At 57.8% G+C, this 23,775-nt stretch carries 22 protein-coding genes and 1 other RNA gene; 10 read left to right on the forward strand and 13 right to left on the reverse strand.

What is annotated here, in order from left to right; all coding sequences use genetic code 11:
- Window positions 1–41 precede the first annotated feature (41 nt).
- The 10 genes from SLW74_RS17405 to SLW74_RS17450 form a co-directional block, all read right to left on the reverse strand.
- Entirely contained in the window at window positions 42–218 is a 177-nt protein-coding gene (locus tag SLW74_RS17405; RefSeq protein WP_410929624.1) for a DUF3606 domain-containing protein, read from the reverse strand.
- 172 nt (window positions 219–390) lie between these two features.
- Window positions 391–786 carry a hypothetical protein gene (locus SLW74_RS17410; protein ID WP_410929625.1) on the reverse strand — a complete coding sequence of 132 codons (396 nt, stop codon included), beginning with the start codon at window positions 784–786 and terminating at the stop codon, window positions 391–393.
- Between the two features lie 332 nt (window positions 787–1,118).
- Window positions 1,119–1,691, reverse strand: a complete 573-nt coding sequence (locus SLW74_RS17415) for a hypothetical protein (RefSeq protein WP_410929626.1) — start codon at window positions 1,689–1,691, stop codon at window positions 1,119–1,121.
- A gap of 9 nt (window positions 1,692–1,700) precedes the next feature.
- Window positions 1,701–2,357 carry a hypothetical protein gene (locus tag SLW74_RS17420; RefSeq protein ID WP_410929627.1) on the reverse strand — a complete coding sequence of 219 codons (657 nt, stop codon included), beginning with the start codon at window positions 2,355–2,357 and terminating at the stop codon, window positions 1,701–1,703.
- 2 nt (window positions 2,358–2,359) lie between these two features.
- Window positions 2,360–3,172: a TIGR04255 family protein gene (locus SLW74_RS17425; RefSeq protein ID WP_410929628.1), complete on the reverse strand. Its 813-nt coding sequence runs from the start codon at window positions 3,170–3,172 to the stop codon at window positions 2,360–2,362.
- A gap of 217 nt (window positions 3,173–3,389) precedes the next feature.
- Window positions 3,390–3,781, reverse strand: a transfer-messenger RNA (tmRNA) gene (gene ssrA, locus SLW74_RS17430).
- Window positions 3,782–3,894: 113 nt separating this feature from the next.
- Complete coding sequence (locus SLW74_RS17435; protein WP_410929629.1) at window positions 3,895–4,185, reverse strand: hypothetical protein; 291 nt, start codon at window positions 4,183–4,185, stop codon at window positions 3,895–3,897.
- Between the two features lie 209 nt (window positions 4,186–4,394).
- Window positions 4,395–7,205: an FAD-binding and (Fe-S)-binding domain-containing protein gene (locus SLW74_RS17440; RefSeq protein ID WP_410929630.1), complete on the reverse strand. Its 2,811-nt coding sequence runs from the start codon at window positions 7,203–7,205 to the stop codon at window positions 4,395–4,397.
- A 75-nt stretch (window positions 7,206–7,280) separates the two neighbouring features.
- On the reverse strand, window positions 7,281–8,426 hold the full coding sequence (gene lldD, locus SLW74_RS17445; protein WP_410929631.1) for an FMN-dependent L-lactate dehydrogenase LldD: 1,146 nt from the start codon (window positions 8,424–8,426) through the stop codon (window positions 7,281–7,283).
- Between the two features lie 67 nt (window positions 8,427–8,493).
- Window positions 8,494–10,200 (reverse strand): lactate permease LctP family transporter, encoded by a 1,707-nt coding sequence (locus tag SLW74_RS17450; protein WP_065987701.1) that lies wholly within the window; start codon window positions 10,198–10,200, stop codon window positions 8,494–8,496.
- 428 nt (window positions 10,201–10,628) lie between these two features.
- Between SLW74_RS17450 and SLW74_RS17455 the strand changes: the two genes are divergently transcribed.
- Window positions 10,629–11,396 carry a GntR family transcriptional regulator gene (locus tag SLW74_RS17455; RefSeq protein WP_410929632.1) on the forward strand — a complete coding sequence of 256 codons (768 nt, stop codon included), beginning with the start codon at window positions 10,629–10,631 and terminating at the stop codon, window positions 11,394–11,396.
- A 122-nt stretch (window positions 11,397–11,518) separates the two neighbouring features.
- Here SLW74_RS17455 and smpB read toward each other — a convergent pair whose 3' ends face one another.
- Window positions 11,519–12,001, reverse strand: a complete 483-nt coding sequence (smpB, locus tag SLW74_RS17460) for an SsrA-binding protein SmpB (RefSeq protein ID WP_065987620.1) — start codon at window positions 11,999–12,001, stop codon at window positions 11,519–11,521.
- Between the two features lie 127 nt (window positions 12,002–12,128).
- Here smpB and SLW74_RS17465 point away from each other — a divergent pair, with 127 nt between their 5' ends.
- From SLW74_RS17465 to SLW74_RS17475, 3 genes are read left to right on the forward strand one after another with little or no spacing between them, the layout of a single operon-like run.
- Entirely contained in the window at window positions 12,129–13,532 is a 1,404-nt protein-coding gene (locus tag SLW74_RS17465) for a sodium-dependent transporter (RefSeq protein ID WP_065987700.1), read from the forward strand.
- A gap of 7 nt (window positions 13,533–13,539) precedes the next feature.
- Entirely contained in the window at window positions 13,540–13,974 is a 435-nt protein-coding gene (locus SLW74_RS17470) for a type II toxin-antitoxin system RatA family toxin (RefSeq protein WP_065987619.1), read from the forward strand.
- The gene (locus SLW74_RS17475) at window positions 13,967–14,287 is read left to right on the forward strand and encodes an RnfH family protein (protein WP_410929633.1); all 321 of its coding nucleotides are present in this window, start codon (window positions 13,967–13,969) and stop codon (window positions 14,285–14,287) included. The genes SLW74_RS17470 and SLW74_RS17475 overlap by 8 nt, the downstream gene beginning before the upstream one ends.
- Window positions 14,288–14,374: 87 nt before the next feature.
- Here SLW74_RS17475 and SLW74_RS17480 read toward each other — a convergent pair whose 3' ends face one another.
- Window positions 14,375–14,899 (reverse strand): outer membrane protein assembly factor BamE, encoded by a 525-nt coding sequence (locus SLW74_RS17480; protein WP_192132976.1) that lies wholly within the window; start codon window positions 14,897–14,899, stop codon window positions 14,375–14,377.
- A gap of 98 nt (window positions 14,900–14,997) precedes the next feature.
- Here SLW74_RS17480 and fur point away from each other — a divergent pair, with 98 nt between their 5' ends.
- Window positions 14,998–15,405, forward strand: a complete 408-nt coding sequence (fur, locus tag SLW74_RS17485; RefSeq protein WP_065987616.1) for a ferric iron uptake transcriptional regulator — start codon at window positions 14,998–15,000, stop codon at window positions 15,403–15,405.
- 111 nt (window positions 15,406–15,516) lie between these two features.
- Here fur and recN read toward each other — a convergent pair whose 3' ends face one another.
- Complete coding sequence (gene recN / locus SLW74_RS17490) at window positions 15,517–17,190, reverse strand: DNA repair protein RecN (protein WP_074888451.1); 1,674 nt, start codon at window positions 17,188–17,190, stop codon at window positions 15,517–15,519.
- Window positions 17,191–17,467: 277 nt separating this feature from the next.
- Here recN and grpE point away from each other — a divergent pair, with 277 nt between their 5' ends.
- The 5 genes from grpE (at window position 17,468) to carA (ending at window position 23,764) form a co-directional block, all read left to right on the forward strand.
- Window positions 17,468–18,034, forward strand: a complete 567-nt coding sequence (gene grpE / locus SLW74_RS17495) for a nucleotide exchange factor GrpE (RefSeq protein ID WP_410929634.1) — start codon at window positions 17,468–17,470, stop codon at window positions 18,032–18,034.
- A gap of 102 nt (window positions 18,035–18,136) precedes the next feature.
- On the forward strand, window positions 18,137–20,056 hold the full coding sequence (dnaK, locus tag SLW74_RS17500; RefSeq protein WP_065987613.1) for a molecular chaperone DnaK: 1,920 nt from the start codon (window positions 18,137–18,139) through the stop codon (window positions 20,054–20,056).
- A 322-nt stretch (window positions 20,057–20,378) separates the two neighbouring features.
- Window positions 20,379–21,509: a molecular chaperone DnaJ gene (dnaJ, locus tag SLW74_RS17505; RefSeq protein WP_410929635.1), complete on the forward strand. Its 1,131-nt coding sequence runs from the start codon at window positions 20,379–20,381 to the stop codon at window positions 21,507–21,509.
- 10 nt (window positions 21,510–21,519) lie between these two features.
- Window positions 21,520–22,326: a 4-hydroxy-tetrahydrodipicolinate reductase gene (gene dapB / locus SLW74_RS17510; protein ID WP_410929636.1), complete on the forward strand. Its 807-nt coding sequence runs from the start codon at window positions 21,520–21,522 to the stop codon at window positions 22,324–22,326.
- A 301-nt stretch (window positions 22,327–22,627) separates the two neighbouring features.
- Complete coding sequence (gene carA, locus SLW74_RS17515) at window positions 22,628–23,764, forward strand: glutamine-hydrolyzing carbamoyl-phosphate synthase small subunit (RefSeq protein WP_065987610.1); 1,137 nt, start codon at window positions 22,628–22,630, stop codon at window positions 23,762–23,764.
- Window positions 23,765–23,775 lie beyond the last annotated feature (11 nt).

A 23,775-nucleotide genomic window follows, 5' to 3' on the forward strand; every position in this document is an offset into this window, starting at 1 on the left:
TAAAAGGCGGCGCGCATGGATGCCGTGCCGCCTTCCGCATACTACTTGCCGAGATGTTCGCGAACCTTCTTGGCCGAATGCCCGACGGCTTGTACGGCCCGCTTTAGTTGATCCTCAGTTACACCAAATTTCTTTGCCCAGTCCCTTAGCTCCCAGGGTTCCTTGATGCTGATCAAATCGGTGTCTGGGTGTCCGCGGTTGGATAGGTCATCAGCCATATTCATCTCCTTTTGATACCTGCAAGGTTCAGGTTGATGAAATATAGGTCAAACAATTTCGATGTCAAACCGGTCAATTTACGGCACGGCGATGTGACTGGCGCGCAATTAACAGCCACCGCGAGAAGCTGGGCGCATCTATATGCAGTCGCGTACGATCAGTGTCTTCTGCCTACTGTTTTTTATGAAATTGCTCTTGACGCATCTTCTGAGTCGCTTCGTGCCTTGCCGTTGCGATGTCCCGCAGCGTGGCTCCTGCTGCTCCGACCATTCCCACCCCAACGAACAGTATTAAAACTTCACCCGCAAACCAGAGATTGTGAATCTCTAGGATGTCTATAAGACTAGGCCGGGCAGCAATCGCCCAAACTGTACTGATGAGTGGTATTTGAGTCTGCTCATAAATGGCGCTAGTAATCCTGACAATCGGCCCTATCCCGTAGTAATGGGAGTAGTCATACAGTGCGAGGAGCATAGAGGCGACAATAAAAGGAAAGCTCAAAAGGATTATAAGCAAGCCAAAATTTCGCTGCTTTCTAGCGGATGATATTTCTTGTTGAACGTTCACAACTGATTCCTTTCTAGGTGATAGATCCTGAACCGCACGTGCCGATTGTTGGCAAAAACTAGCCTCAAGCTTCACATCGGGACGGTGGAAATCTTGAAGGTTCGCGTCAGAATTGTACGTTCATTTGTACGTGAAGCACAAAAAAAAGGCCTGCATCGCTGCAAGCCTTTGTTTTGTATGGTGCCGGCACCAGGAGTCGAACCCGGGACCTACTGATTACAAGTCAGCAGCTCGAAGTCGGAATCGCGATTTCTGGCTGATCAGTAGTATCTGTTCGCAGCGCGGGGCAGCATCGCTGCGCACCCTCGATAGTAGGATGAAACGCTCCTAGTTTAGCTCGGGCAGGCGATCAACTTCTCTAACTTAAACGCGTCATGAAATACCTGCTGAATCGCAGCCTTTTGAAGCTTATTAGGCTTAATGATCACGAAGATATCCGCATGAGACGTTTTATCTTTGAGCGGAGTGGCGAACACTCCGAACAACCGCTGGCCTTCTGGGAACTCAGCTTCTCTGAAATCAGAGCACAGTCCGTTAATGAACCCGATGTAGCTTCTTTTCTTCTCAGGATACTTGGTATTATGTTTCAGTACCTTATCTGCACCAAACGCATGAATTTCTTCGTCGCAGGTCATCTCGTACCGTTGTACCGAAATGCCACGTTGAGTGGCTTCAGTGAACGCCCCTCTTGTGAATTCCATTATTTCAGAATCTATATGGCTCGGGTCTTCAAGTACGCGGGCTAATAGCTCACCACCACCCACTGGCCCACAGCCGGAGCCGTATACAGTTTCTTCAGCTTCATTCAGCTGAGCAGAACTCAAAGAGCATGCCACGATTAGATCGTGGCGCTCTTTTGGGTCTGTAACGTCTTCGTCAAGTATCGTTGTTAGCTTGGGAGACATTGGTTGCTCTCAAAAGCTGTCTACGAATTCTAACGTCTTTGCAAGCTCTCTGGCATCGCCCATGTTAAATTCATAGGCCTCAATCTTTCCGCTCGCTCGTTTCTTCGAATACATTGTTACGTAGTAGTCCCCGTAGAAAGATAGTGAAAGGTAACTCTCGTTGTTGTCGACGACATACGACGGAATACCTTCATGATCAAGCACGCAGGAGATTTCTGGGCACGAATCGACATTAGCGCTCACTAGCTGTAGGAACAGCTCAGCATCGTACAAGCTTTTGACAGATGGAGCTGGTGCATCACCGCCGTCCCAGCCATCAACTAAGTCGTAATATTTGCGCAGTTGTGTTTGAGCACGCAGACAGAAGTCTCTAAAAATGACCTCGTCTTCTTCTATTGATACCAGTTCAGAGTCAGCGCTGTACAAGTAATTCTGATAGTCTGACGGACGAATCAGGGCTTCATCTAAGCCACTCCAAAAAAAGTGCGGCTCCGACATCGTTGTCTTGTTTACTAGCTTTAAGCAGACATCAAACGCCGATTCAAAAAAAACAGTTCTCGTAAACTCGGTAGGGGCGAGTGGAAAGCTGATTTTTTGGAATACATCGAGAGCACCATTCATGGACTCAAACTTTGTAGCTTCCAAGCTTCTCATTGCTACGCTCATGATTATCTCCCTTCGTGCCGCGCCAAGCCAATTTTTTCTGCCATGCTGTCTGACAGCATATCTTTCAGAATGGTCTTGTGGTAATTCCTTAATGCATGTGCATTTTCCTCAAGCATTGCCGAGAAGGAATCGCCTGTATCTACTTCTGCCACTTTTAGTACGTGCAACAAATCAATCGCCAAAACATACCTGGCGTCACCGCTCGCTGTTGGCTCGGTGTCGTCCGTGGTGACAATGACGTGGCTAACTTTAATATTGTGCAGTAACGGTAAACCGCGTGGAAGCTCGCTATCAAAAACTCCGATTTGAGAGTGCCAAAAATCACCTTCGCGGAGGCAAGCTTTAGCAATATATTTCGTTTCGGGATTTAGCGCTTCCTGAATAGGCCAGTCAATATTGTCACTGACAAACTCATCCCTATAGCTTAGAATAATGCGGTCTATGTTATGGCCGGACTTAGCATAGGCTTGATAGGCTATTGAAAGCGCAAAGGAAGCTTCTGCGAGAAAACTATTAAAGTCTGTATAAGCTTTACTTGTAAAGCTGGCTCTCGATTGTAATATATCAAACCGAGTAACTTCTTTATCTGCCAGTTTATTAATGTAAGCATGACCAACCACATCTGGCAATGAGCCCTGCGGGTCGTGAGCATCCGGCCGACCTTTACGTATGGTACGTCTGATCGGAAATTTGACTTTCAGCCGGGAGGCTTCATCTCGCACCACGGCGAGCCCGTTACCATCCACTTCACCGCTGAATTCGCATATCAGCGATATGGACTCAATGGAATGAGCTTCGGAAATGGGTTTCAGCACAAAAATTTCCTTACGTTCAGAATCTGAAAGCCTGCGAGGTCCGGCGTGCATCTGGGTAGACTAGCAGGAACACCGTTTAGCTGCATCGGCTTAGCTATAGAATTCTTGAGCATGCCCATGCTGTCATTAAGCTGGCATTCCCCAGCCAAATCAGCCCTAAAAGGCACAAAAAAAGCACTGTTGCAAAATGCTAAGTGCTTGATTTGTAATGCTTGTTTGGTGGAGCCGGGGGGATTTGAACCCCCGTCCGCCAGTACTCCGCTTTCGGGCCTACATGCTTAGCCGTGTCTATTAAGTTAACCCTCAGCGACCCGACGGGCAGGGTGCTTTGGGCGAGCTGTGTAAGTTTTAGCCGATTCGTCCACAGCGTACTGCACGGCGATCCTGTTCTATATGACAATCACTTTGGGTTTACAGGCATCCCCTGGTGATTGCTGGAGCCGAAGCTACCAGAAGGAAGGCTAGCACCGCTTACGCGGCGAGAGCTTGTTCCCCGTAGGTTTCGTCATTGGCAACTATAGAAAGTTGCAACAGTGGATTTACGACTTCTGTTACCAAGTCGGCATGCCCCTAGAGTTTCATCACCGGCGTCGAATCCTAATCGGCCCCAATTCTGCTGCTCTAGCAGTCAGGCGGCGGAGTCTACCCGAATCAATGAGATACGTCGACCGTCCGCCTGACATTCCGCTCGCTACGGCTTTGGAGCCGTCGCGATTCGGCAATTACTTCGCGGCACCGCCGTCGCTGCCGTCACCGCCGGTCTTCAGCTCGGTGATTTTCTTCTGAGTGATCGAGATGCACTCTTTCTCATTACCAGCTTTTTGCGCGGCGGTGGCATCAGCAACGGTTTTTTCAATATCGGTCTTGCTGTCGCCGGCGAGGTTGGTGACAGTCGACGCTTCAGCATTCTTCAGTGCCGCGATGTTCGCGCCGCACAGGTCATCAGCAGCGAAAACCGGGGAGCCCAACAGTGCAGCGGTAAGAAACAGTCCAGTCAGTGCGGTGCGCTTCATGTGTATCTCCTTGAGCCTGTTGACTCGGGGTCGCCGCTCAATTTGCCGGTGCCCGAGATAGAGGGAAAAGCGCCGAATGGTTTGTGGCGCCTAAAGACATGGACTGCCGCCTGTCGCAGGGGTTCTATTTTTTTTTCACGATGCTGTGAAAAAGCCACGTTGCCGGATGTTTCGGGATTATGGGGCGATCTGCGCCCCATTTGTGTGCATTAAGGGGTTCTTGGTTGAGTCACTCGATCCACGAGATAGACCAGGCCGTGGTAGTCGATACCACCGTATTGCGTAAGCCCGATCTCGCACGTCCGGCTGGTCGAAATGCCTTCATCACAGTACTGAACCGCGTCTTTCAGCGAGCGCAGCGCATGGGCGTTCAGCTCCGGTGTGGTGAAGCCTTTGTCGCCCGCGAACCCGCAGCAATGAATGCCTTCGGGCACGACCACATTCACGCTGCACATCCTCGCAAGGTCGATCAGCGCCTGGCTCTCGCCCAGGTGTTGCGTGCTGCAGGTGACGTGAACGGCGATGGGCGCCTGCTGCGGGGTGAACACCAGTTTATCCAGCAGATGGGTGCGGATGAAACGTACCGGGTCATACAGGTCGAGCCGTGTTTCCTTGAGGTCCTGAACCAGACGCAGGGTGCAGGGGCTGGTGTCGCAATAGATCGGATCAAGCCCGCCACGACTGGCCTGGGTCAGCGCAGCGAGCATCTGCTGGCGCTTGTCCTCCGCCTGCCCGGCGTAGCCCTTGGAGGCGAAAGGCTGGCCGCAGCACAGACTGTCCTGGTTTTCCGGAAACACCACTTGATAGCCGGCTTTCTCCAGCAGCCCTCGGGTCTTGTCCATCAGCGACATCTGTTCGCGATCCCCCGCCGCAGGCCCCATGACGCGGGACACGCAGGCGGCCAGATAGACTACGCGGGGGCGCGTATCTTCAAACGGGGGCGTGAAGCGAATAGCGTGCTCGGGTTGCGGCATCGCCGGCGTCCATTGAGGTACGCGGCCCGACGACGCCTTGCTCAGCGCGCTGGAAATCTTCGCCAGCCTCGGCGCGCCGAGCAGCATGCGTGCGCCATTGGCCGCATGCAGCGTAAATCGCGCGCCCTTCAACGCTGTCGCAAAATGCTGACTGATCCAGCTGGCCGCCCAGTCATGATGCGCTTGGTCCCCACGAAGCTTTTTCACCAGTTCGCCGGTATTGATGCCGACCGGGCAACGTTGCGCGCACAAACCGGTGGCGGCGCAGGTGTCGATGCCCTGGTACTGGTAGTCGCGCTCCAGCTGAGTGGTGTCGGTGCCCGCACGTTTTTTCGCCTGAATGTCACGCCACATGACGATCCGCTGCCGTGGACTCAGTGTCAGCCCTTTCGATGGACACACCGGTTCGCAAAAGCCGCACTCGATGCATTTGTCGACGATCGCATCGGCAGCGGGCATGGGTTTCAGGTGCTTGAGGTGCACCTGCGGATCCTCACTGAGCACGACGTCCGGATTAAGAATGCCGGCGGGGTCGAGCAACCGTTTGAGTTGCCACATCAGCGCATAAGCCTCGCTTCCCCACTCAAGCTCCACGAACGGCGCCATGTTGCGGCCGGTGCCGTGTTCAGCCTTCAGTGAGCCGTTGAACTCCACGGCCACCAGTTGCGTGACGTCATCCATGAACGCGGAATAACGCGCGATTTCCTGCGGGTCGTTGAACCCTTGGGTGAAGACGAAGTGCAGGTTGCCCTCCAACGCATGGCCGAACAGGATCGCTTCGTCGTAGCGGTGCTTTTCGAACAGTTCGATCAGTCGCCGAACGCCGACGGCCAGTTGCTCGACGGGGAAGGTGACGTCTTCGATGATGACGGTCGTACCGGTCTCACGCACCGCGCCGACGGCAGGGAAGGTGTCTTTGCGAATGGCCCAGAGCCGCGCGTTTTCGATCGCGTCTTCGGTGAAATCAACCTGCTTCTCGACCGGGAAATGCGCGATGGACGCCATGATCTGGGCCAGTTGTTCGTGCAGCAACGGCCGGGTCGCGGCGCGGGCTTCGATCAACAGGGCGCAGGCGCCTTCCGACAGCTCACGAACGAATGCCGGCATGCCTGGCTTGTTCTGCACCGAACGCAGGCTGCGTCGATCAAGCAGTTCGACGGCAGCGACTGGCTGGGTTTTCAGAACCGTTACGGCGTTGCAGCAGGTTTCGATGTCGGGAAAGACAATCAGCGTCGTCGCCTTGTTCGGGTGATCGGGCACCGTGTCATATGTCACCGCACTGATGAAACCCAGCGTGCCCTCCGAACCCACCAGCAGGTGACTGAGGATGTCGAGGGGCTCGTCGAAATCCACCAAGGCGTTTAGCGACAGGCCGCACGTGTTCTTCAAGCGGTACTTGTGGCGGATCTTCGCAGCGAGTTCCGTATTTGCGCGCGTCTCACGACCCAGTTGCGCGAGGCGATCCAGCAGCTCGCCATGGCTGACTTTAAATGCAGCGACGCTGGCGGCATCTTCCGTGTCCAAGCGTGTGCCGTCGGCGAGCAGCAGCCGAATGCCGGCGAGGGTGTGGTAGGTGTTCTGGGCCGTGCCGCAGCACATGCCGCTGGAGTTGTTAGCAACGATGCCGCCAATTTTTGCTGCGTGCATGGACGCCGGGTCTGGACCGATCTTGCGCCCGAACGGCGCCAGCCAGACATTGGCCTGTGCACCGATGACGCCCGGTTGCAAACGGATCTGCGCACCTTGCTCGCGTATTTCACGGCCGTTCCAGTTGTCGCCGAGCACGATCAATACTGAGTCGCTGATGGCCTGCCCCGACAGGCTGGTGCCCGCCGCGCGGAAGGTCACGGAGACTTTATCCGCCTGCGCCAGCTTCAGCAGCGCCACGACTTCGTCTTCTGATTCGACGCGGATGACCAGTTTGGGGATCAGCCGATAAAAACTGGCGTCGGTGCCAAAGGCCAGGGTCGAGAGCGGGTCGTCGAAGCGTCTTCCGGCAGGAATGAGGCTGTTCACTCCGTCCAGAAACGCGGCGGGCAAGGTCATGCGGTTTTCCTCGTGGGTGCATCTCATTGGCGGCTGCGGCCTCTGTCGGGCCGCATGGGGCGGGATCGGCGCGGATCAGGCGCCCAGTTCGCGAACCAGCGAATCGCGAGTGATCTCGCTGATCGACTTGGCACCGGTCAGGACCATCGCCACGCGCATTTCCTTCTCGAACAGATCCAGCAGGTTTTTCACGCCGGCCTCACCGTGAGTGGCCAAGGCGTAGATGAACGCGCGGCCGATCAGCACGGTGTCGGCCCCGAGGGCGATCATGCGCACCACGTCCAGGCCGCTGCGAATGCCGGAGTCGGCGAGAATCTTCAGATCGCCTTTCACCGCGTCAGCGATGGCGGGCAGCGCGCGGGCGGTGGACAGCGCGCCATCGAGCTGGCGACCGCCATGGTTGGACACAACGATGCCGTCGGCGCCGAATTTCACGGCATCCCGGGCGTCTTCCGGGTCGAGGATGCCCTTGATGATCATCGGGCCGTCCCAGGAATCGCGAATCCATTCCAGGTCTTTCCATGAAATCGACGGATCGAAGTTGTTGCCCAGCCAGGCGATGTAGTCGGTGAGACCGGTAGGGTTGCCGCGATAGGCCGACACGTTGCCCAAGTCGTGGGGGCGGCCGTTGATGCCGACATCCCACGCCCATTGCGGGTGAGTCATGGCTTGCAAAACGCGGCGCATCGGCCCGCTTTTGCCGCTCATGCCGGAATGCGCGTCACGGTAACGCGCGCCCGGGACGGGCATGTCGACGGTGAATACCAGTGTCTTCACGCCGGCGGCTTTGGCTCGCTCCAGCGCATTCCGCATGAAGCCGCGGTCTTTCAGCACGTAGAGCTGAAACCACATGGGCCGCTTGATCGCCGGAGCGACTTCTTCAATCGGGCACAACGAAACCGTCGACAGCGTGAACGGAATGCCCTTGGCGTCTGCAGCGCGCGCGGCCTGCACTTCGCCACGGCGGGCATACATGCCGCAGAGACCGACCGGTGCCAGTGCCATCGGCATGCTCAGGGTTTCACCGAACAGCGTCGTCTCCAGACTCAGCTCGGACATGTTCTTCAGGATGCGCTGGCGCAGCGCAATGCTGGCCAGGTCGGAGACGTTGTGGCGCAGGGTGTGCTCGGCGTAGGCGCCGCCGTCGGCGTAGTGAAACAGGAAGGGCGGCAGTTTGCGCTGAGCGGCGGCGCGGTAGTCGGTGGAGGCAGAAATGATCATGGGATCTCGCAGATGAGTGAGCGGGGGCCACAGCCGGGCGCTAAAAACGCACCCGGCGCTCGTCTGATTAATGAACCAGCATGCCGGTGAACCAGTACGCCTGGGCGTAGGTGATGCAGCCAACGATGGTGGCAAAGAAAATGCTGTGCTTGAGGGTGAAGCGGAACAGGTCGGATTCTTTACCCACCAGGCCAGTCGCCGCGCAGGCCACTGCGATCGACTGCGGGGAAATCATCTTGCCGGTCACGCCGCCGCTGGAGTTGGCCGCCACCATCAGCACGTCACTGACGCCCAGTTGATGTGCGGTAGTCGCCTGCAACGAGCCGAACAGCGCGTTCGACGAGGTGTCGGAACCCGTCAGGAACACGCCCAGCCAGCCGAGGAACGGTGAGAAGAACGGGAACGCGCTGCCTGTCCCGGCGAGGACCAGCGCCAGGGTGGAGGACATGCCGGAGTAGTTCATGACGAAGGCAAAGGCCAGCACCATGCCGATGGACACGATGGCCCAGCGCAGTTCGATGAGCGTTTCTTTGAACGTGGTCAGCCCGGTTTTGGCGCTGATACGCAGCACGATCATCGCCAGAATCGCCGAGATCAGAATCGCGCTGCCCGAGGCGGCGAGCAGGTCAAACTTGTACACCGCTGGCATGGCGGTCGGGTTGGCGACAATCGGCGCCATCTTCATGACCAGTTGATCCAGGTGCGGGACGGGGAAGTTCATGGTCAGCCCTTGCAGCGGACCGCCTGCCGCGAACAGCGCCTTGAACGGCTTCAGCGTCCAGATCGTCACGACGACTGTGAGGATCAGGAAGGGCGACCATGCTTTGACGATGGTGCCCGCCGAGTACGGCGATTTCTTGGTGGTGCGCGGCTGACCAAAGCCGCCTGCATTTCCTGCGCCGCCGCCCATGACTGCGGCACCGCCTGGCGTACCGGCGATCTGCGCATCGGCTGCGCGAGCGGGCTGCCAGACTTTCAGGAAGAACGTCAGGGCCACGAGGCTGACCAGCGCTGAGGTAATGTCAGGCAGTTCCGGACCAATGAAGTTGGAGGTCAGAAATTGAACGATGGCGAAGCTGCCGCCCGCGACCAGCGCCGCCGGCCAGGTCTCCTTGACGCCTTTCACGCCGTCCATCATGAACATCAGCCAGAACGGCACGAACACCGACAACAGCGGCAATTGACGACCGGCCATTGCACCGATCTTGAACGGGTCGAGGCCCGACACCTGACCGGCCACGATGATCGGAATACCCAATGCGCCAAAGGCCACGGGTGCAGTGTTGGCGATCAGGCAGAGGCCGGCGGCGTACAGCGGGTTCAAACCCAGGCCAACGAGCAACGCAGCGGTGATTGCCACCGGTGCGCCGAAGCCTGCGGCCCCTTCCAGAAACGCGCCGAAGCAGAAACCGATCAGCAAGACCTGCAGGCGCTGGTCGTCAGTGATCGACATGACCGAACTGCGAATGATTTCGAACTGGCCGCTTTTGACCGTCAGTTTGTAGAGAAACACGGCGGCGACGATGATCCACGCGATCGGCCACAAGCCATAGAGGAACCCGTAACCGGCGGAAGCAACGGCCATGTCGGCAGGCATCTGGAACGCGAAGATCGCGATCAGTATGGCGAGAACAAGCGTGATGGCGCCTGCGACGTGGCCCTTGAGCCGGAATATCGCCAGCGCGAGAAAGAAGAAAACGATCGGAATGACAGCCGCCAGCGCCGAAAAGCCCAAGCCGCCAAGAGGTGTGTAGAGCTGTTGCCAGGTTTGCATGTATGAGGCCCCTAATTGTTTTTGGTTAGGCCCGGTGTCCATGTCTTACGTGCGCGGCTCCTGCAGGTGACAACTGCTTGTCTGTCTTCCTGCCGGCGCTGACGAACGAGTCGCACAGCTCACCAGCTCAAGCGTTCCGCCGTCGGGAAGTGCCTGCGGCGTGGTACAGCGGCAAGCCGTCCATTGCCGGCATTGTAAATTGGTAATACCAATTTACAATGTCTTGGCGCTAGGTTAGAAGCCTTGCCGATGGTGTGTCAATTTATGACGCTTAAACTTTCGTAGCAGCTCGCCCGGATTTCGCCCGCTCTTCGCCTGAGAGGGCGATTTCTCCTACATCTGCCGGGTGAATGTCTGGTTACGATGGGCGAGAATATGCGCCCTGCGGCCATGTCAGGCGGGGCAGTCGGGATGTGGAGTGAAGGGTTATGGGGTTTGATCAGGTGCGTCAGCGCCGCTTGTCCGACGATATTGTCGAGCAGCTGGAAAGGATGATTCTGGAGGGCACGCTGCGCTCCGGCGGTCGCCTGCCGGCTGAGCGAGCGCTGGCCGAGCAATTCGGTGTGTCACGCCCCTCGCTGCGCGAAGCCATTCAAAAGCTGACGGCCAAAGGGCTGTTGGTCAGCCGTCAGGGGGGCGGCAACTACGTCGTCGACAGCATTGGATCGACGTTCAGCGATCCGCTGCTTCATCTGCTGGAAAGCAGTCCGGAAGCCCAGCGCGACCTGCTCGAATTTCGCCACACCCTTGAAGCCTCCTGCGCCTACTACGCGGCGATACGTGCGACAGATGTTGATCGGATGCAGCTGCGCGAAGCCTTTGATGCTTTGCAGGACTGCTACACCCGTGCGGAGGAAGTGAGCCGCGCGGAGGAGGGCGCGGCGGACGCCAATTTTCACCTCGCCATCGCCGAAGCCAGCCATAACGCCGTGTTGCTGCACACCATTCGCGGTCTGTTCGATCTGCTGCGGCGCAGTGTCGTCACCAACATTGGCGGCATGTACAAACAGCGCGCAGAAACCCGGGACATGCTGATTGATCAGCATCGTGAGTTGTACCTGGCGATTATCGAAGGGCGGGCGGACGACGCTCGAGAAGTGTCGAGCCGTCACTTGCTGTACGTGCAGGAAGTGCTGGAGGAAGTGCGCCAGCAAGTGCAGCGAACTGCCCGGGCTGAGCGGCGCAGCCGGATTTGAAGAGGTGATGTTGCGCACGATGGGGAGAGTGCCGCTTATAACCAGCCGGCGCTGCTGAACGTGCATCTTTACCGGGCCTCAGCCGAGACCCGGTCTTGCCGAAACAGGCGGGAGAGACTGAATCAGTCTTCCTTGCCCTTGTTCCGCACGGCGCGTTGCAGCTCGCGATTGGAATCGCGCTCGCGCTCGGTGTCGCGCTTGTCGTATTCCTTCTTGCCTTTACCCAGAGCAATCTCGCACTTGATCAAGTGCTGCTTCCAGTAAAGGGCAAGGGCCACGCAGGCATAGCCTTTTTGCTGAACAGACGACGTTAGCTTCTCCAGCTCGCGCTTGTTGAGCAACAGTTTACGGGTGCGTGTCGGGTCAGCGATGACGTGGGTACTGGCTGTCGTCAACGGCGAGATATGGCTACCCATCAGCCAGGCCTCACCGTCCTTGAGCAACACGTAACTGTCAACCAGCTGCACCTTGTTGGCACGCAGGCTTTTTACTTCCCAGCCAGCCAGGACCAGACCGGCCTCGAACTTGTGTTCGATGAAGTAATCGTGACGCGCCTTTTTATTTTGCGCGATGGTCCCTGTGGGATGTTTCTTGAGCTTAGCCATAGGCGACGCATTATAGGGATCAACGGGCGTCTCGGCTATGGGCTCGCACGCTGAAGCTGTGTGCTTGAGCACGTGGAGTGAATCCCGGACAATGCGCGATCTTTTTTGCGTGTTGGACGTGTCAACGATGTCGACGGACAAGGTTTCGGTTCACGGGAGTTGGGCCAGTCGCTGGGTGTTCATCCTGGCTGCCACCGGCTCCGCCGTGGGGTTGGGCAGCATCTGGAAATTCCCCTACATGGTCGGCGTCTACGGCGGCGGTGCGTTTGTGCTGGTGTTCCTCGCGTGCATCGCCCTGATCGGGATTCCGGTGATGATCGCCGAGACGCTCATCGGCCGTCGTGCGCGGCAGAGTCCGGCCAACGCGCTGCGTTCGCTGGCGCTCGCCGCCGGGCATTCGTCGAAGTGGTCATGGGGCGCGTTTGCCGGCATGGTCACCGCGTTGCTCATCCTCTCTTTCTATAGCGTCGTGGGGGGCTGGTCGCTCGAGTACATCATCGATGTCGGCAAGGGCGATTTCAAAGGCGTGACGCCTGACGGTGTCGGTGCCTATTTTGGCGAGATGATCGCTGATCCATGGCGCCTGGTCGGCTGGCACACGCTGTTCATGCTGCTGTCGGCGATCACCATTGCCAAGGGCGTCAACGCCGGCCTTGAGCGCAGCCTGCGCATCCTGATGCCGTTGCTGTTCGTGCTCATCGTGATTCTGTTGGGTTATAGCCTGACCACCGGGCACTTCATGGAAGGCGTGCATTTCATGTTCGACTTCACGCCTGAGAAGGTCCTTGATGGTCTGCTCCCGGCCATGGGGCACGCGTTCTTCTCGCTCAGCGTGGGCGTTGGATCGATCATGATCTACGGCGCCTACATGACCAAGGAGGCTTCGATCAGCGCGACAGTGGTCGGCGTGGCATTGCTCGACACGTTTGTGTCGCTGCTGGCGGGCCTTGCATTGTTTCCGATTGTGTTCGCAGCGGGCCTGAACCCAAGCGAAGGGCCGGGCCTGATGTTCGTTACCTTGCCGTATGCATTTGGTAACGTCGCCTTCGGTACCGTCATGGGCGTGGTGTTCTTTATTCTTGTCGCCGTCGCGGCCTGGAGTTCGGCCATTTCCTTGCTCGAACCCATGGTCGCGTACCTGGTCGAGCGTACAAAGGTGCGCCGTGGCTGGGTGACTTTCTGGCTATCGTTCATCTGCTGGTTCGTGGGCCTTGGTACGGTTTTCTCGTTCAACATCTGGAAGCAGGCCAAATTCTTCGTGAACGAAGGCGGCGGGTTCCATCTCTATCAGTGGGGATCGTCGTCGGGGCTGGATTTCTTTGGCGTGATCGATTTCTTCACCTCGCGGATCATGCTGCCGTTGGGTGGATTGTGTTTCGTGGTATTCGCAGGTTGGGTGATGGGACGCGGTGCGGTGCGCGACGAGTTGTCGGTACGTAGCCCGGTTCTGTTCGCTTTAACGTTCTCTTTGATGCGCTATGTGGCGCCGATCGGCATCTTGATTGTCTTTGCCGCTCAGCTTTGGAAATGACGCTGACATGACTACGCATATTCAACGTTCCGCCCTTTTGCCGTATCCCGCCCAGGCGCTTTATGACCTGGTCAATGACGTGAGTCGCTACTCCGAGTTTCTGCCCTGGTGTTCCGGCGCCAGTGTGCTGGAGCAGAGTGATACCTCAATGCGTGCGCGTGTCGAGATCGCCAAAGGCGGCTTGAGCCAGCACTTCGTCACACGCAATACGCTGACGCCGGGGCAAACCATCGAGATGAATCTGGAGGAGGGGCCTTTCAGCCAGCTGCACGGCGTCTGGACCTTCAAGGCCCTGAATGAAAAGGCCTGCAAGATCAGCCTAGACCTGTCGTTCGACTACAGCGGCTCGATCGTCCGCGCAACATTGGGGCCGCTGTTCAATCAGGCCGCCAACACCCTGGTTGACGCCTTCTGCCAGCGAGCCAAAGAGCTGCATGGCTGAGCGGCTGATTCGCGTTGAGGTGGTGTATGCCGCCGTTGACCGTCAGACGTTGCTCGCACTGGATGTGCCATCCGGAACATCAGTACGCGCTGCGGCTATCGCGTCGGGCATGGCCGAGCGTTTTCCTGAGCTGGATCTCGCGCAGTGCCCGATGGGCATCTTCGGCAAGCTCGTTGGCGATCCGGAGCGGCGCGAGCTGGATGACGGTGACAGGGTCGAGATTTATCGCCCGTTGCTCGCTGATCCGAAAGAGGTACGGCGTCTGCGCGCTTTAAAAGCCGCGGCTTCAAGAAAGGCGCAAAAATCGATTTAATTTTCTCATCGACACGATTGAGAGACGTAAAAAAGCCCGGGATGTCCGGGCTTTTTTGTGCGGCTGATGCTACTGGGAAACGGTGGATCAGCGCGGATTTGTGTCCAGCGGTTCCTGGGAAGGAACGGGCACGGTTTCGACCTTGTCGACGTCGTTCTGAATCTGCTCAAGCAACGAACCAGGCTTCGGCGGCTCTTCCTTCGGCGGCTGCGTCCCTTGATTTTCGGGGGTGACAGTCGTGTCGCTGCTATTGCCGAGAATGGCCTCGTCGCGGCTGACGCCCGGCTTGAAGTCACCGGACAGGCTCGCCAGTTGGTCATTGCCATTGAATATCAGGCTGACACGCTCCTGCTGGCGTTCACCACCGCCAGGCTGCAGGCTGTACAGATAGTCCCAGCGTTCAGGGTGGAAGGTGTCGGTCAACAAGGGGTTGCCCATGATAAACCTTACTTGCCGACGGGTCATTCCCGGGCGTAACTGGTCTATCATGTCCTGCGTGACGACATTGCCCTGTTGGATGTCGATTTTATAAACCCCGGGGAATGAACAACCGGCGAGTGCGAGCAGTCCCACGAAGGTGAAACTGGTTAGCAAGAGCTTGGTGTTTTGCATCGGTGGGCGACTTCCACTATCTTGGCTGGGACAACGTAAACCCCGATCATACCTGCATTAAGAGAAGCTGCGAAGCAGCGTCTGCGAGAAAGCTGACCATGGTTGAAAATAGCGAACTACGCAAAGCCGGACTTAAAGTGACCCTGCCGCGGGTCAAGATCCTTCAAATGCTCGATTCTGCGCAGCAGCGTCACATGAGCGCGGAGGACGTCTACAAGGCGCTGATGGAGGCCAACGAAGACGTCGGTCTGGCAACGGTTTATCGAGTTCTGACTCAGTTCGAAGCGGCCGGATTGGTGGTTCGCCACAATTTCGACGGCGGCCATGCGGTATTCGAGCTGGCTGACGGAGGTCACCACGACCATATGGTCAACGTGGAATCCGGCGAGGTTATCGAGTTCTTCGACGAAGAAATCGAAAAACTGCAAAAAGCCATTGTGAGCAAGCACGGCTTCGAGCTGGTTGATCACAATCTGGTGCTCTACGTACGCAAGCAAAAGGTGTAAGCCTTTTGTGAAGTACGACAAAGGCGACCCGCGGGTCGCCTTTGTTGTGTCTACGTTGCGTGATCGGGATGCCGCCACATCAACGCCGTCCGGCTCAGGCCATAATGATCGTCACGATTTGGATGTGACCACCATCTTCTTGGCGTGCGCGAGCGACTCCTTGGTCAGATCGATCCCTCCCAGCATTCGCGCCACTTCTTCCACACGTTCATTTTTGCTCAGCTTGGACACCGCCGTGCGCGTCACATCCGCTTCACGAACCTTGTGCACGAACAGGTGTTGATGCCCTTGGGCGGCCACTTGCGGCAAGTGGGTAACCGTCATGACCTGGCCGCGTTCGCCAAGACGTCGCAGCAGCTGGCCAACAATCTCAGCCGTTGGGCCACCGATACCAACGTCGACTTCGTCAAACACCAGCGTCGGAACCCGGGATGTCTGTGCGGTGATCACCTGTATCGCCAGGCTAATTCGCGACAGCTCCCCGCCCGACGCCACTTTCGCCAGCGCCTTGAGCGGCTGACCCGGGTTGGCGCTGACCAGCAGCTCAACCTGCTCCAGCCCGTTGGGTGACAGTTCTTTATCTACGTTCTCACGCAGCTCGATATTGAAGCGGCCGCCCGGCATGCCCAGCCGCTGGATTTCGTGCTCGACCTTGTGGGCCAGCTCCGGTGCAGCGCGGTGACGCAGGTCACTCAGTTCGCGTGCCTTCTCTTGATAGTGCCGCGCGTAGGAACCTACCTCATGCTCCAGTCTCTCGATCGCTTCATCGTTGGCGTTGAGGGTTTCGATCTCGTCGAGCAATTTCTGATGCAGCGCCGCGACTTCAGTCGGCTGCACGCGGTGTTTGCGTGCCAGCGTGTAGATGGTGTCGAGGCGCTCTTCGATTTGCTGCAGGCGGGCGGGGTCCGCTTCGAAGCGATCGAGGAAGCGATTGATCTCGCCGACGGCCTCTTCGACCTGAATCTGCGCACTGGAAAGCAGATTGGTCGCCTCGTTCAGTGCATCGGGCGTGTTGTTCACGCTGCTGAGTCTGTTGAGGCTGGCGGTCAGTGCGTTCAGCGCATTGCCCGAATCGCTTTCACTGCACAGCTCGACCACTTGCCGGCAGATGCCCAGCAGGCTCTCGGCATTGGTCAGCGTGGTGTGTTCCTGCTCCAGCCGCTCGAGTTCGTTTTCGCCGAGGCTCAGGCTTTCCAGCTCTTCAAGCTGGTAGCTCAGCAACTGATGCTTGGCACGCTGCTCGTCGCCGGAGTTGGAAAGACGTTCAAGCTCCTGCCGCGTTTGCCGCCACCGCTGGGAGGCCAGTTGAACCTGACGGGCAAGATCGGTGGCGCCCGCGTATTCGTCCAGCAGTCGCCGATGGGTATCGGTCTTGAGCAGTGACTGATGCTCGTGCTGACTGTGAATGTCGATGACCAGTTCACCAAGTGCCTTCAGGTCGCCTTGGGGGCATGGCGTGCCATTGATGTAGGCGCGTGAGCGGCCTTCGGCAGTAATGACGCGGCGCAGAATGCAGGGGCCATCGGTTTCGAGGTCCCGCTCCTTCAGCCATGCGCTTGCTTCAGGGATATCCGACACGTCGAAGGTCGCGAGAATGTCTGCCTTGTCGGCCCCTGGCCTTACCACGCCACTGTCGGCGCGATCGCCCAGCGTCAGGCCGAGCGCGTCGAGCATGATCGACTTGCCGGCCCCGGTTTCCCCGGTGATCACACTCATGCCGCGATCCAGTTCGAGATCGAGATGTTCAACGATGGCGTAGTTATGTATGGACAGGTGGACCAGCATCAGAGCGGCTCCCAAACAATTTGTCTGGTTATTTATACAGTGTTTTGGTTTGGGCTGACAATGCCCGCCCTTAGCTCGATTTGAAAGGTCATCGCCCATTTTTAGCATCAAACCCGCATTTCGCCACCGCGCGGCGCCGTCGAACTCATGTCGGAACATTTGTAGGGTTATTCAGCCGATCCTGCACCTAAACCCCTTGAACCCGAAAATTACGACCCCATATAGCCGGGCAGAGGCGTGAGTTGAGCTCACGGATGTAATTAGAAGGAGAGAATTTATGGCTGACGAACAGAACCCGGACATGCAGGCCCAGGATCAGGCTGCCGACACGGCGACTTCTCAAGATGATCTGGCAACCCGTGTGCAAGTGCTTGAAGAACAGCTGAAGGCGGCGCAGGACCAGTCTCTGCGTGTGGCTGCGGATCTGCAGAACGTCCGCCGCCGTGCCGAGCAAGACGTTGAGAAGGCGCACAAGTTTGCGCTCGAAAAGTTTGCGAGCGATCTGCTGCCGATCGTCGACAGCCTTGAGCGTGGTCTGGACTTGTCCAACTCGGATGACGAGAGCATCCGGCCGATGCGGGAAGGCATCGAGCTGACGCTGAAAATGTTCTACGACACGCTAAAGCGCTACAACCTTGAAGCCATCGAACCACATGGCCAGCCGTTCAACGCCGAGCACCATCAGGCAATGGCGATGCAGGAAAGCGCGGACGTCGAGCCGAACAGCGTGCTCAAGGTGTTCCAGAAGGGTTATCAGCTCAATGGCCGTCTGCTTCGCCCGGCCATGGTCGTGGTCAGCAAGGCGCCATCGCCTGTTTCGCCGTCGATTGACGAGCAGGCTTGAAATTAGCTGAGTGGCCCCCATTTACAGGCCAAGCGTTTAAGAATTACCGCAATTTGTAAATGCAGTTGCGGCAACCAAATTTAAGTTTCGGGAGAGTCAAAAATGGGCAAGATTATCGGTATCGACCTGGGGACCACCAACTCCTGCGTCTCGGTTCTGGAAAACGGTAAAGCCAAGGTTATCGAGAACGCCGAAGGCGCTCGTACCACCCCGTCGATCATTGCGTATGCCAATGATGGCGAGATCCTCGTAGGCCAATCGGCCAAGCGTCAGGCAGTCACCAACCCGCACAACACCCTGTACGCGGTGAAGCGTCTGATCGGCCGTAAGTTCGACGAAGAAGTCGTGCAGAAAGACATCAAGATGGTCCCTTACAAAATCGCCAAGGCTGATAACGGCGATGCGTGGGTTGAAGTCAACGACAAGAAAATGTCCCCTCCTCAGATTTCGGCTGAAATCCTGAAGAAAATGAAGAAGACCGCCGAAGACTACCTCGGCGAGACCGTGACTGAAGCAGTCATCACCGTCCCTGCTTACTTCAACGACAGCCAGCGTCAGGCCACCAAAGACGCCGGTCGTATTGCAGGTCTGGACGTGAAGCGCATCATCAACGAGCCGACCGCAGCCGCGCTGGCTTACGGTATGGACAAAGCGAAGGGCGATCACACCGTCATCGTTTATGACCTGGGTGGCGGTACGTTCGACGTCTCCGTTATTGAAATCGCTGAAGTCGATGGCGAGCACCAGTTCGAAGTGTTGGCCACCAACGGCGACACGTTCCTGGGTGGTGAAGACTTCGACATCCGCCTGATCGATTACCTGGTTGACGAATTCAAGAAAGAATCCGGCATGAACCTGAAAGGTGATCCGCTGGCGATGCAGCGTCTGAAAGAAGCTGCCGAGAAAGCGAAGATCGAACTGTCTTCGAGCAATTCGACCGACGTGAACCTGCCGTACATCACTGCAGATGCCACCGGTCCTAAGCACTTGAACGTGAAGATCTCGCGCGCCAAGCTGGAATCGCTGGTTGAAGACCTGGTTCAGCGCACCATCGAGCCTTGCCGCATTGCGTTGAAAGATTCGGGTATCGACATCGGCGCGATCAACGACGTGATCCTGGTCGGCGGTCAGACCCGTATGCCACTGGTTCAGCAGAAGGTCACCGAGTTCTTCGGTAAAGAAGCGCGTAAAGACGTCAACCCTGACGAAGCCGTCGCCATGGGTGCAGCCATCCAGGGTGCGGTACTGGCCGGCGACGTGAAAGACGTTCTGCTGCTGGACGTCAGCCCGCTGACGCTGGGTATCGAAACCATGGGCGGCGTGATGACCGCGCTGATCGAGAAAAACACCACGATTCCTACCAAGAAATCCCAAGTGTTCTCGACTGCCGACGACAATCAGGGCGCAGTGACCATTCACGTGCTGCAGGGCGAGCGTAAGCAGGCGGCTCAGAACAAGTCCCTGGGCAAGTTCGACCTGGCCGAGATTCCGCCAGCACCACGTGGCGTGCCTCAGATCGAGGTAACCTTCGACATCGACGCCAACGGCATCCTGCACGTCGGCGCGAAAGACAAGGCGACGGGCAAGACTCAGTCGATCGTGATCAAGGCCAACTCGGGTCTGTCGGACGAAGAAATCCAGCAGATGATTCGCGACGCTGAAGCGAACTCGGACGAAGACCGCAAGTTTGAAGAGCTGGCATCTGCCCGTAACCAGGGCGATGCGCTGGTTCACTCGACGCGCAAAATGATCTCCGACGCTGGCGATAAAGTCACCGCCGAAGAGAAGACCGCTATCGAGGCTGCACTGGTTGCACTTGAAGCCGCTGTGAAAGGCGACGACAAGGCTGCCATCGACGCCAAGATCGAAGAGCTGTCGAAAGTCTCCGCGCCGGTCGCTCAGAAAATGTACGCCGAGCAAGGCGAAAAACCTGAAGGCGGTGCTCAGCCCGCTCAGGAAGAAAGCAAGCCGGCCGACGACGTTGTCGACGCCGAGTTCGAAGAAGTAAAAGAAAACAAGTAAGCGCAGGCTCACTTGATCGCCGGTTGACCACCTTCCAGTGGTCGCTGGTAGGATGTCGCCGCGCGGGAGCTTGCTCCCGCGTTGGCGTGTCTGGAACACCCGAATTTTCAAGCGCGCGATTCCGTATCGCGGGCTTTGTGGCAAAGCCGGATGCTCCTGCACTCCGGCTTGTTCAGCCGCTTTTCTCGGTCGATCGAAGGCCGTTGAACCAAGACCAGGATCGTTGAATTGACGTGAGTTGGGTCCGGGCCTGAAAGGGGCTCAACGAGTTCGGCAGACTCAGGAGGGTCATGCCGGACGTCCTCAAGAGTGCGGAAAAGTTATGTCAAAGCGTGATTATTACGAAGTATTGGGCGTGGAGCGTGGCTCCAGTGAAGCAGATCTGAAAAAGGCGTATCGCCGTCTCGCCATGAAATATCACCCTGACCGCAACCCGGGTGACAAGGCTTCGGAAGACGCCTTCAAGGAAGCCAACGAAGCGTACGAAGTGCTTTCCGATGCCAGCAAGCGCGCGGCCTATGACCAATACGGTCATGCCGGCGTCGATCAAGGTATGGGTGGCGGCGGATTCGGCGGCGGTGGCGCCAACTTCTCCGACATCTTCGGCGATGTCTTCAGCGACTTCTTCGGCGGGGGGCGCGCTGGCGGCGGTGGTCGTGGTGGTGCCCAACGTGGCAGCGATCTTCGCTATACCCTCGAGTTGAATCTTGAAGAAGCGGTGCGCGGCACGACCGTCAGCATCCGTGTGCCGACGCTGGTCAACTGCAAGCCGTGCGACGGCAGCGGCGCCAAAAAGGGCTCGTCCCCTGTGACCTGCCCGACATGCGGCGGCATCGGCCAGGTGCGCATGCAGCAGGGCTTTTTCTCTGTTCAGCAGACCTGCCCGCGTTGCCACGGCAACGGCAAGATCATCTCCGATCCTTGCGACTCCTGCCATGGCGAAGGCCGTGTGGAAGAGTCCAAGACGCTGTCGGTCAAAGTGCCGCCAGGCGTCGATACCGGCGATCGCATTCGTCTGTCGGGCGAAGGTGAAGCGGGGACGCAGGGCGGCCCAACGGGCGACCTGTACGTCGTGATCAACGTGCGTGAACACGCGATCTTCCAGCGCGACGGCAAGCACCTGTACTGCGAAGTGCCAATCAGCTTCACCGACGCTGCACTGGGTGGTGAGCTGGAAGTCCCGACGCTGGATGGTCGCGTCAAACTGAAGATCCCGGAAGGCACGCAAACCGGTAAGCAGTTCCGCCTGCGCGGCAAGGGCGTTGCCCCTGTACGTGGTGGCGCCGCCGGCGACCTGATGTGCCGTGTTGCCGTCGAAACTCCGGTCAACCTCGGGCGTCGTCAGCGTGAATTGCTCGAAGAGTTCCGTGCCTCCCTTGAAGGTGACAGCTCTCACTCGCCTAAAGCCAGTGGCTGGTTCGAAGGTGTGAAGCGTTTCTTCGGCGATCTCTAAGGGGCAGGGCATGCGACGCATTGCAGTGATGGGCGCCGCCGGGCGCATGGGCAAGAACCTGATCGAGGCGGTGCAGGATCGTGCGCCGCTCACCGGGCTGACGGCGGCAATCGTTCGTCCCGGCAGCACGATGATCGGTGCCGACGCCGGCGAACTCGCATCGCTGGGGCGTATCGGTGTTCAGTTGACCGGTAATCTGGAGCAGGTTGCCGACGAGTTCGACGTCCTGATCGACTTCACATTGCCGGACGTCATGCTGAAAAATCTGGCGCTCTGTCGTAAGGCGGGCAAGGCGATGGTCATTGGTACCACCGGCTTGAGCGTCGAACAAAAGCGCCTGCTGGAGGAGGCGAGCCGGGACATTCCTGTCGTCTTCGCGTCCAATTTCAGTGTGGGTGTGAACCTGTCGTTCAAGCTGCTGGATCTGGCGGCGCGAGTGATGGGTGAAGATGCGGACATCGAGATCATCGAAGCTCATCACCGCAACAAGGTCGATGCGCCGTCGGGTACGGCGGTCAGCATGGGCGAGGTCGTTGCCAATGCCTTGGGGCGTGACTTGAGCAAGGTCGCTGTCTATGGTCGTGAGGGCTACACGGGTGTTCGTGACCGCGAGACGATCGGTTTCGCCACGGTCCGTGGCGGTGACGTCGTAGGTGATCACACTGTGCTGTTCGCCGCCGAGGGCGAGCGCCTGGAGATTACGCACAAGGCGTCAAGTCGCATGACATTCGCCAAGGGCGCAGTGCGTGCAGCGCTGTGGCTCGATGGCAAGGCGCCGGGTCTTTACGACATGCAGGACGTGCTCGATCTGCGTTGAGTGGTCCGGTGCTCTGAATCTGACAAGTAACAATGCGGGCAGGAGAGGGGCTTTCCCTGTATCCTGCCCGCAGTTTCAAGCCATTACACACCCGCTACGCGATGTCCCGTCGCACTCCCCAGCCCTCACGGCAATTTTAGCGGTGGATTAAAAAGACCTCTTTCTGTAAGCTACAGCTTTAGTGTGTCCACTAAAAGCGCGCAGATAATTCTATGAAAAAAGCGGGGTGACGTGTCTATACGTCATTCCGCTTTTTTACAACCTGCGATCGCCCTTTCAGGCTTTATTACGGGAGGTCTTCTTGACTAAGCCAGCCATACTCGCCCTTGCTGATGGCAGCATTTTTCGCGGCGAAGCCATTGGTGCCGACGGTCAAACCGTTGGTGAAGTGGTGTTCAACACCGCAATGACCGGCTATCAGGAAATTCTTACCGATCCTTCCTATGCCCAGCAAATCGTCACCCTGACTTACCCGCACATCGGCAACACCGGCACCACGCCGGAAGATGCCGAGTCTGACCGCGTCTGGGCGGCGGGTCTGGTGATTCGCGACCTGCCACTGGTGGCGAGCAACTGGCGTAACAAGATGCCGCTCGCTGAGTATCTGAAAGCCAATAAAACCGTTGCGATTGCAGGCATCGACACTCGCCGCCTGACGCGTATCCTTCGCGAGAAGGGCGCTCAAAATGGCTGCATCATGGCTGGCGACAACATTTCCGAAGAAGCGGCCATCGCGGCAGCACGGGGCTTCCCGGGCCTGAAGGGCATGGACCTCGCCAAGGAAGTCAGCACGAAAGACACCTACGAGTGGCGCTCCACGGTCTGGAATCTGCAGTCCGACAGCAGTCCCGAAGTTGCCGCAGCTGATTTGAAGTACCACGTGGTCGCCTGGGACTACGGCGTCAAGCTGAACATCCTGCGCATGCTGGTTGAGCGTGGTTGCCGTGTGACGGTCGTACCTGCGCAAACCCCTGCCAGTGAAGTGCTTGCCCTCAAGCCGGACGGCATCTTCCTCTCCAACGGCCCTGGCGACCCGGAGCCCTGCGACTACGCCATTCAGGCGATCAAGGATGTGCTGGAGACTGACATTCCAGTCTTTGGTATCTGCCTGGGTCACCAACTGCTGGCGCTCGCCTCCGGCGCTCGGACCATCAAGATGGATCTGGGCCACCACGGCGCCAACCACCCTGTTCAGGACCTCGACACAGGCGTGGTCATGATCACCAGCCAGAACCATGGTTTTGCGGTGGACGAAGCGACCTTGCCGAGCAACGTTCGCGCGATTCACAAATCGCTGTTTGATGGCAGCCTGCAGGGCATTGAGCGCACCGACAAGGACGCGTTCAGCTTCCAGGGTCACCCTGAAGCGAGCCCGGGCCCGACTGACGTCGCGCCGCTGTTCGATCGCTTCATCACAGCCATGGACAAACGCCGCTGAGGCTGCCTTGC

The organism is Pseudomonas sp. W5-36 (assembly GCF_046540455.1).
Classification (GTDB): domain Bacteria; phylum Pseudomonadota; class Gammaproteobacteria; order Pseudomonadales; family Pseudomonadaceae; genus Aquipseudomonas; species Aquipseudomonas graminis_B.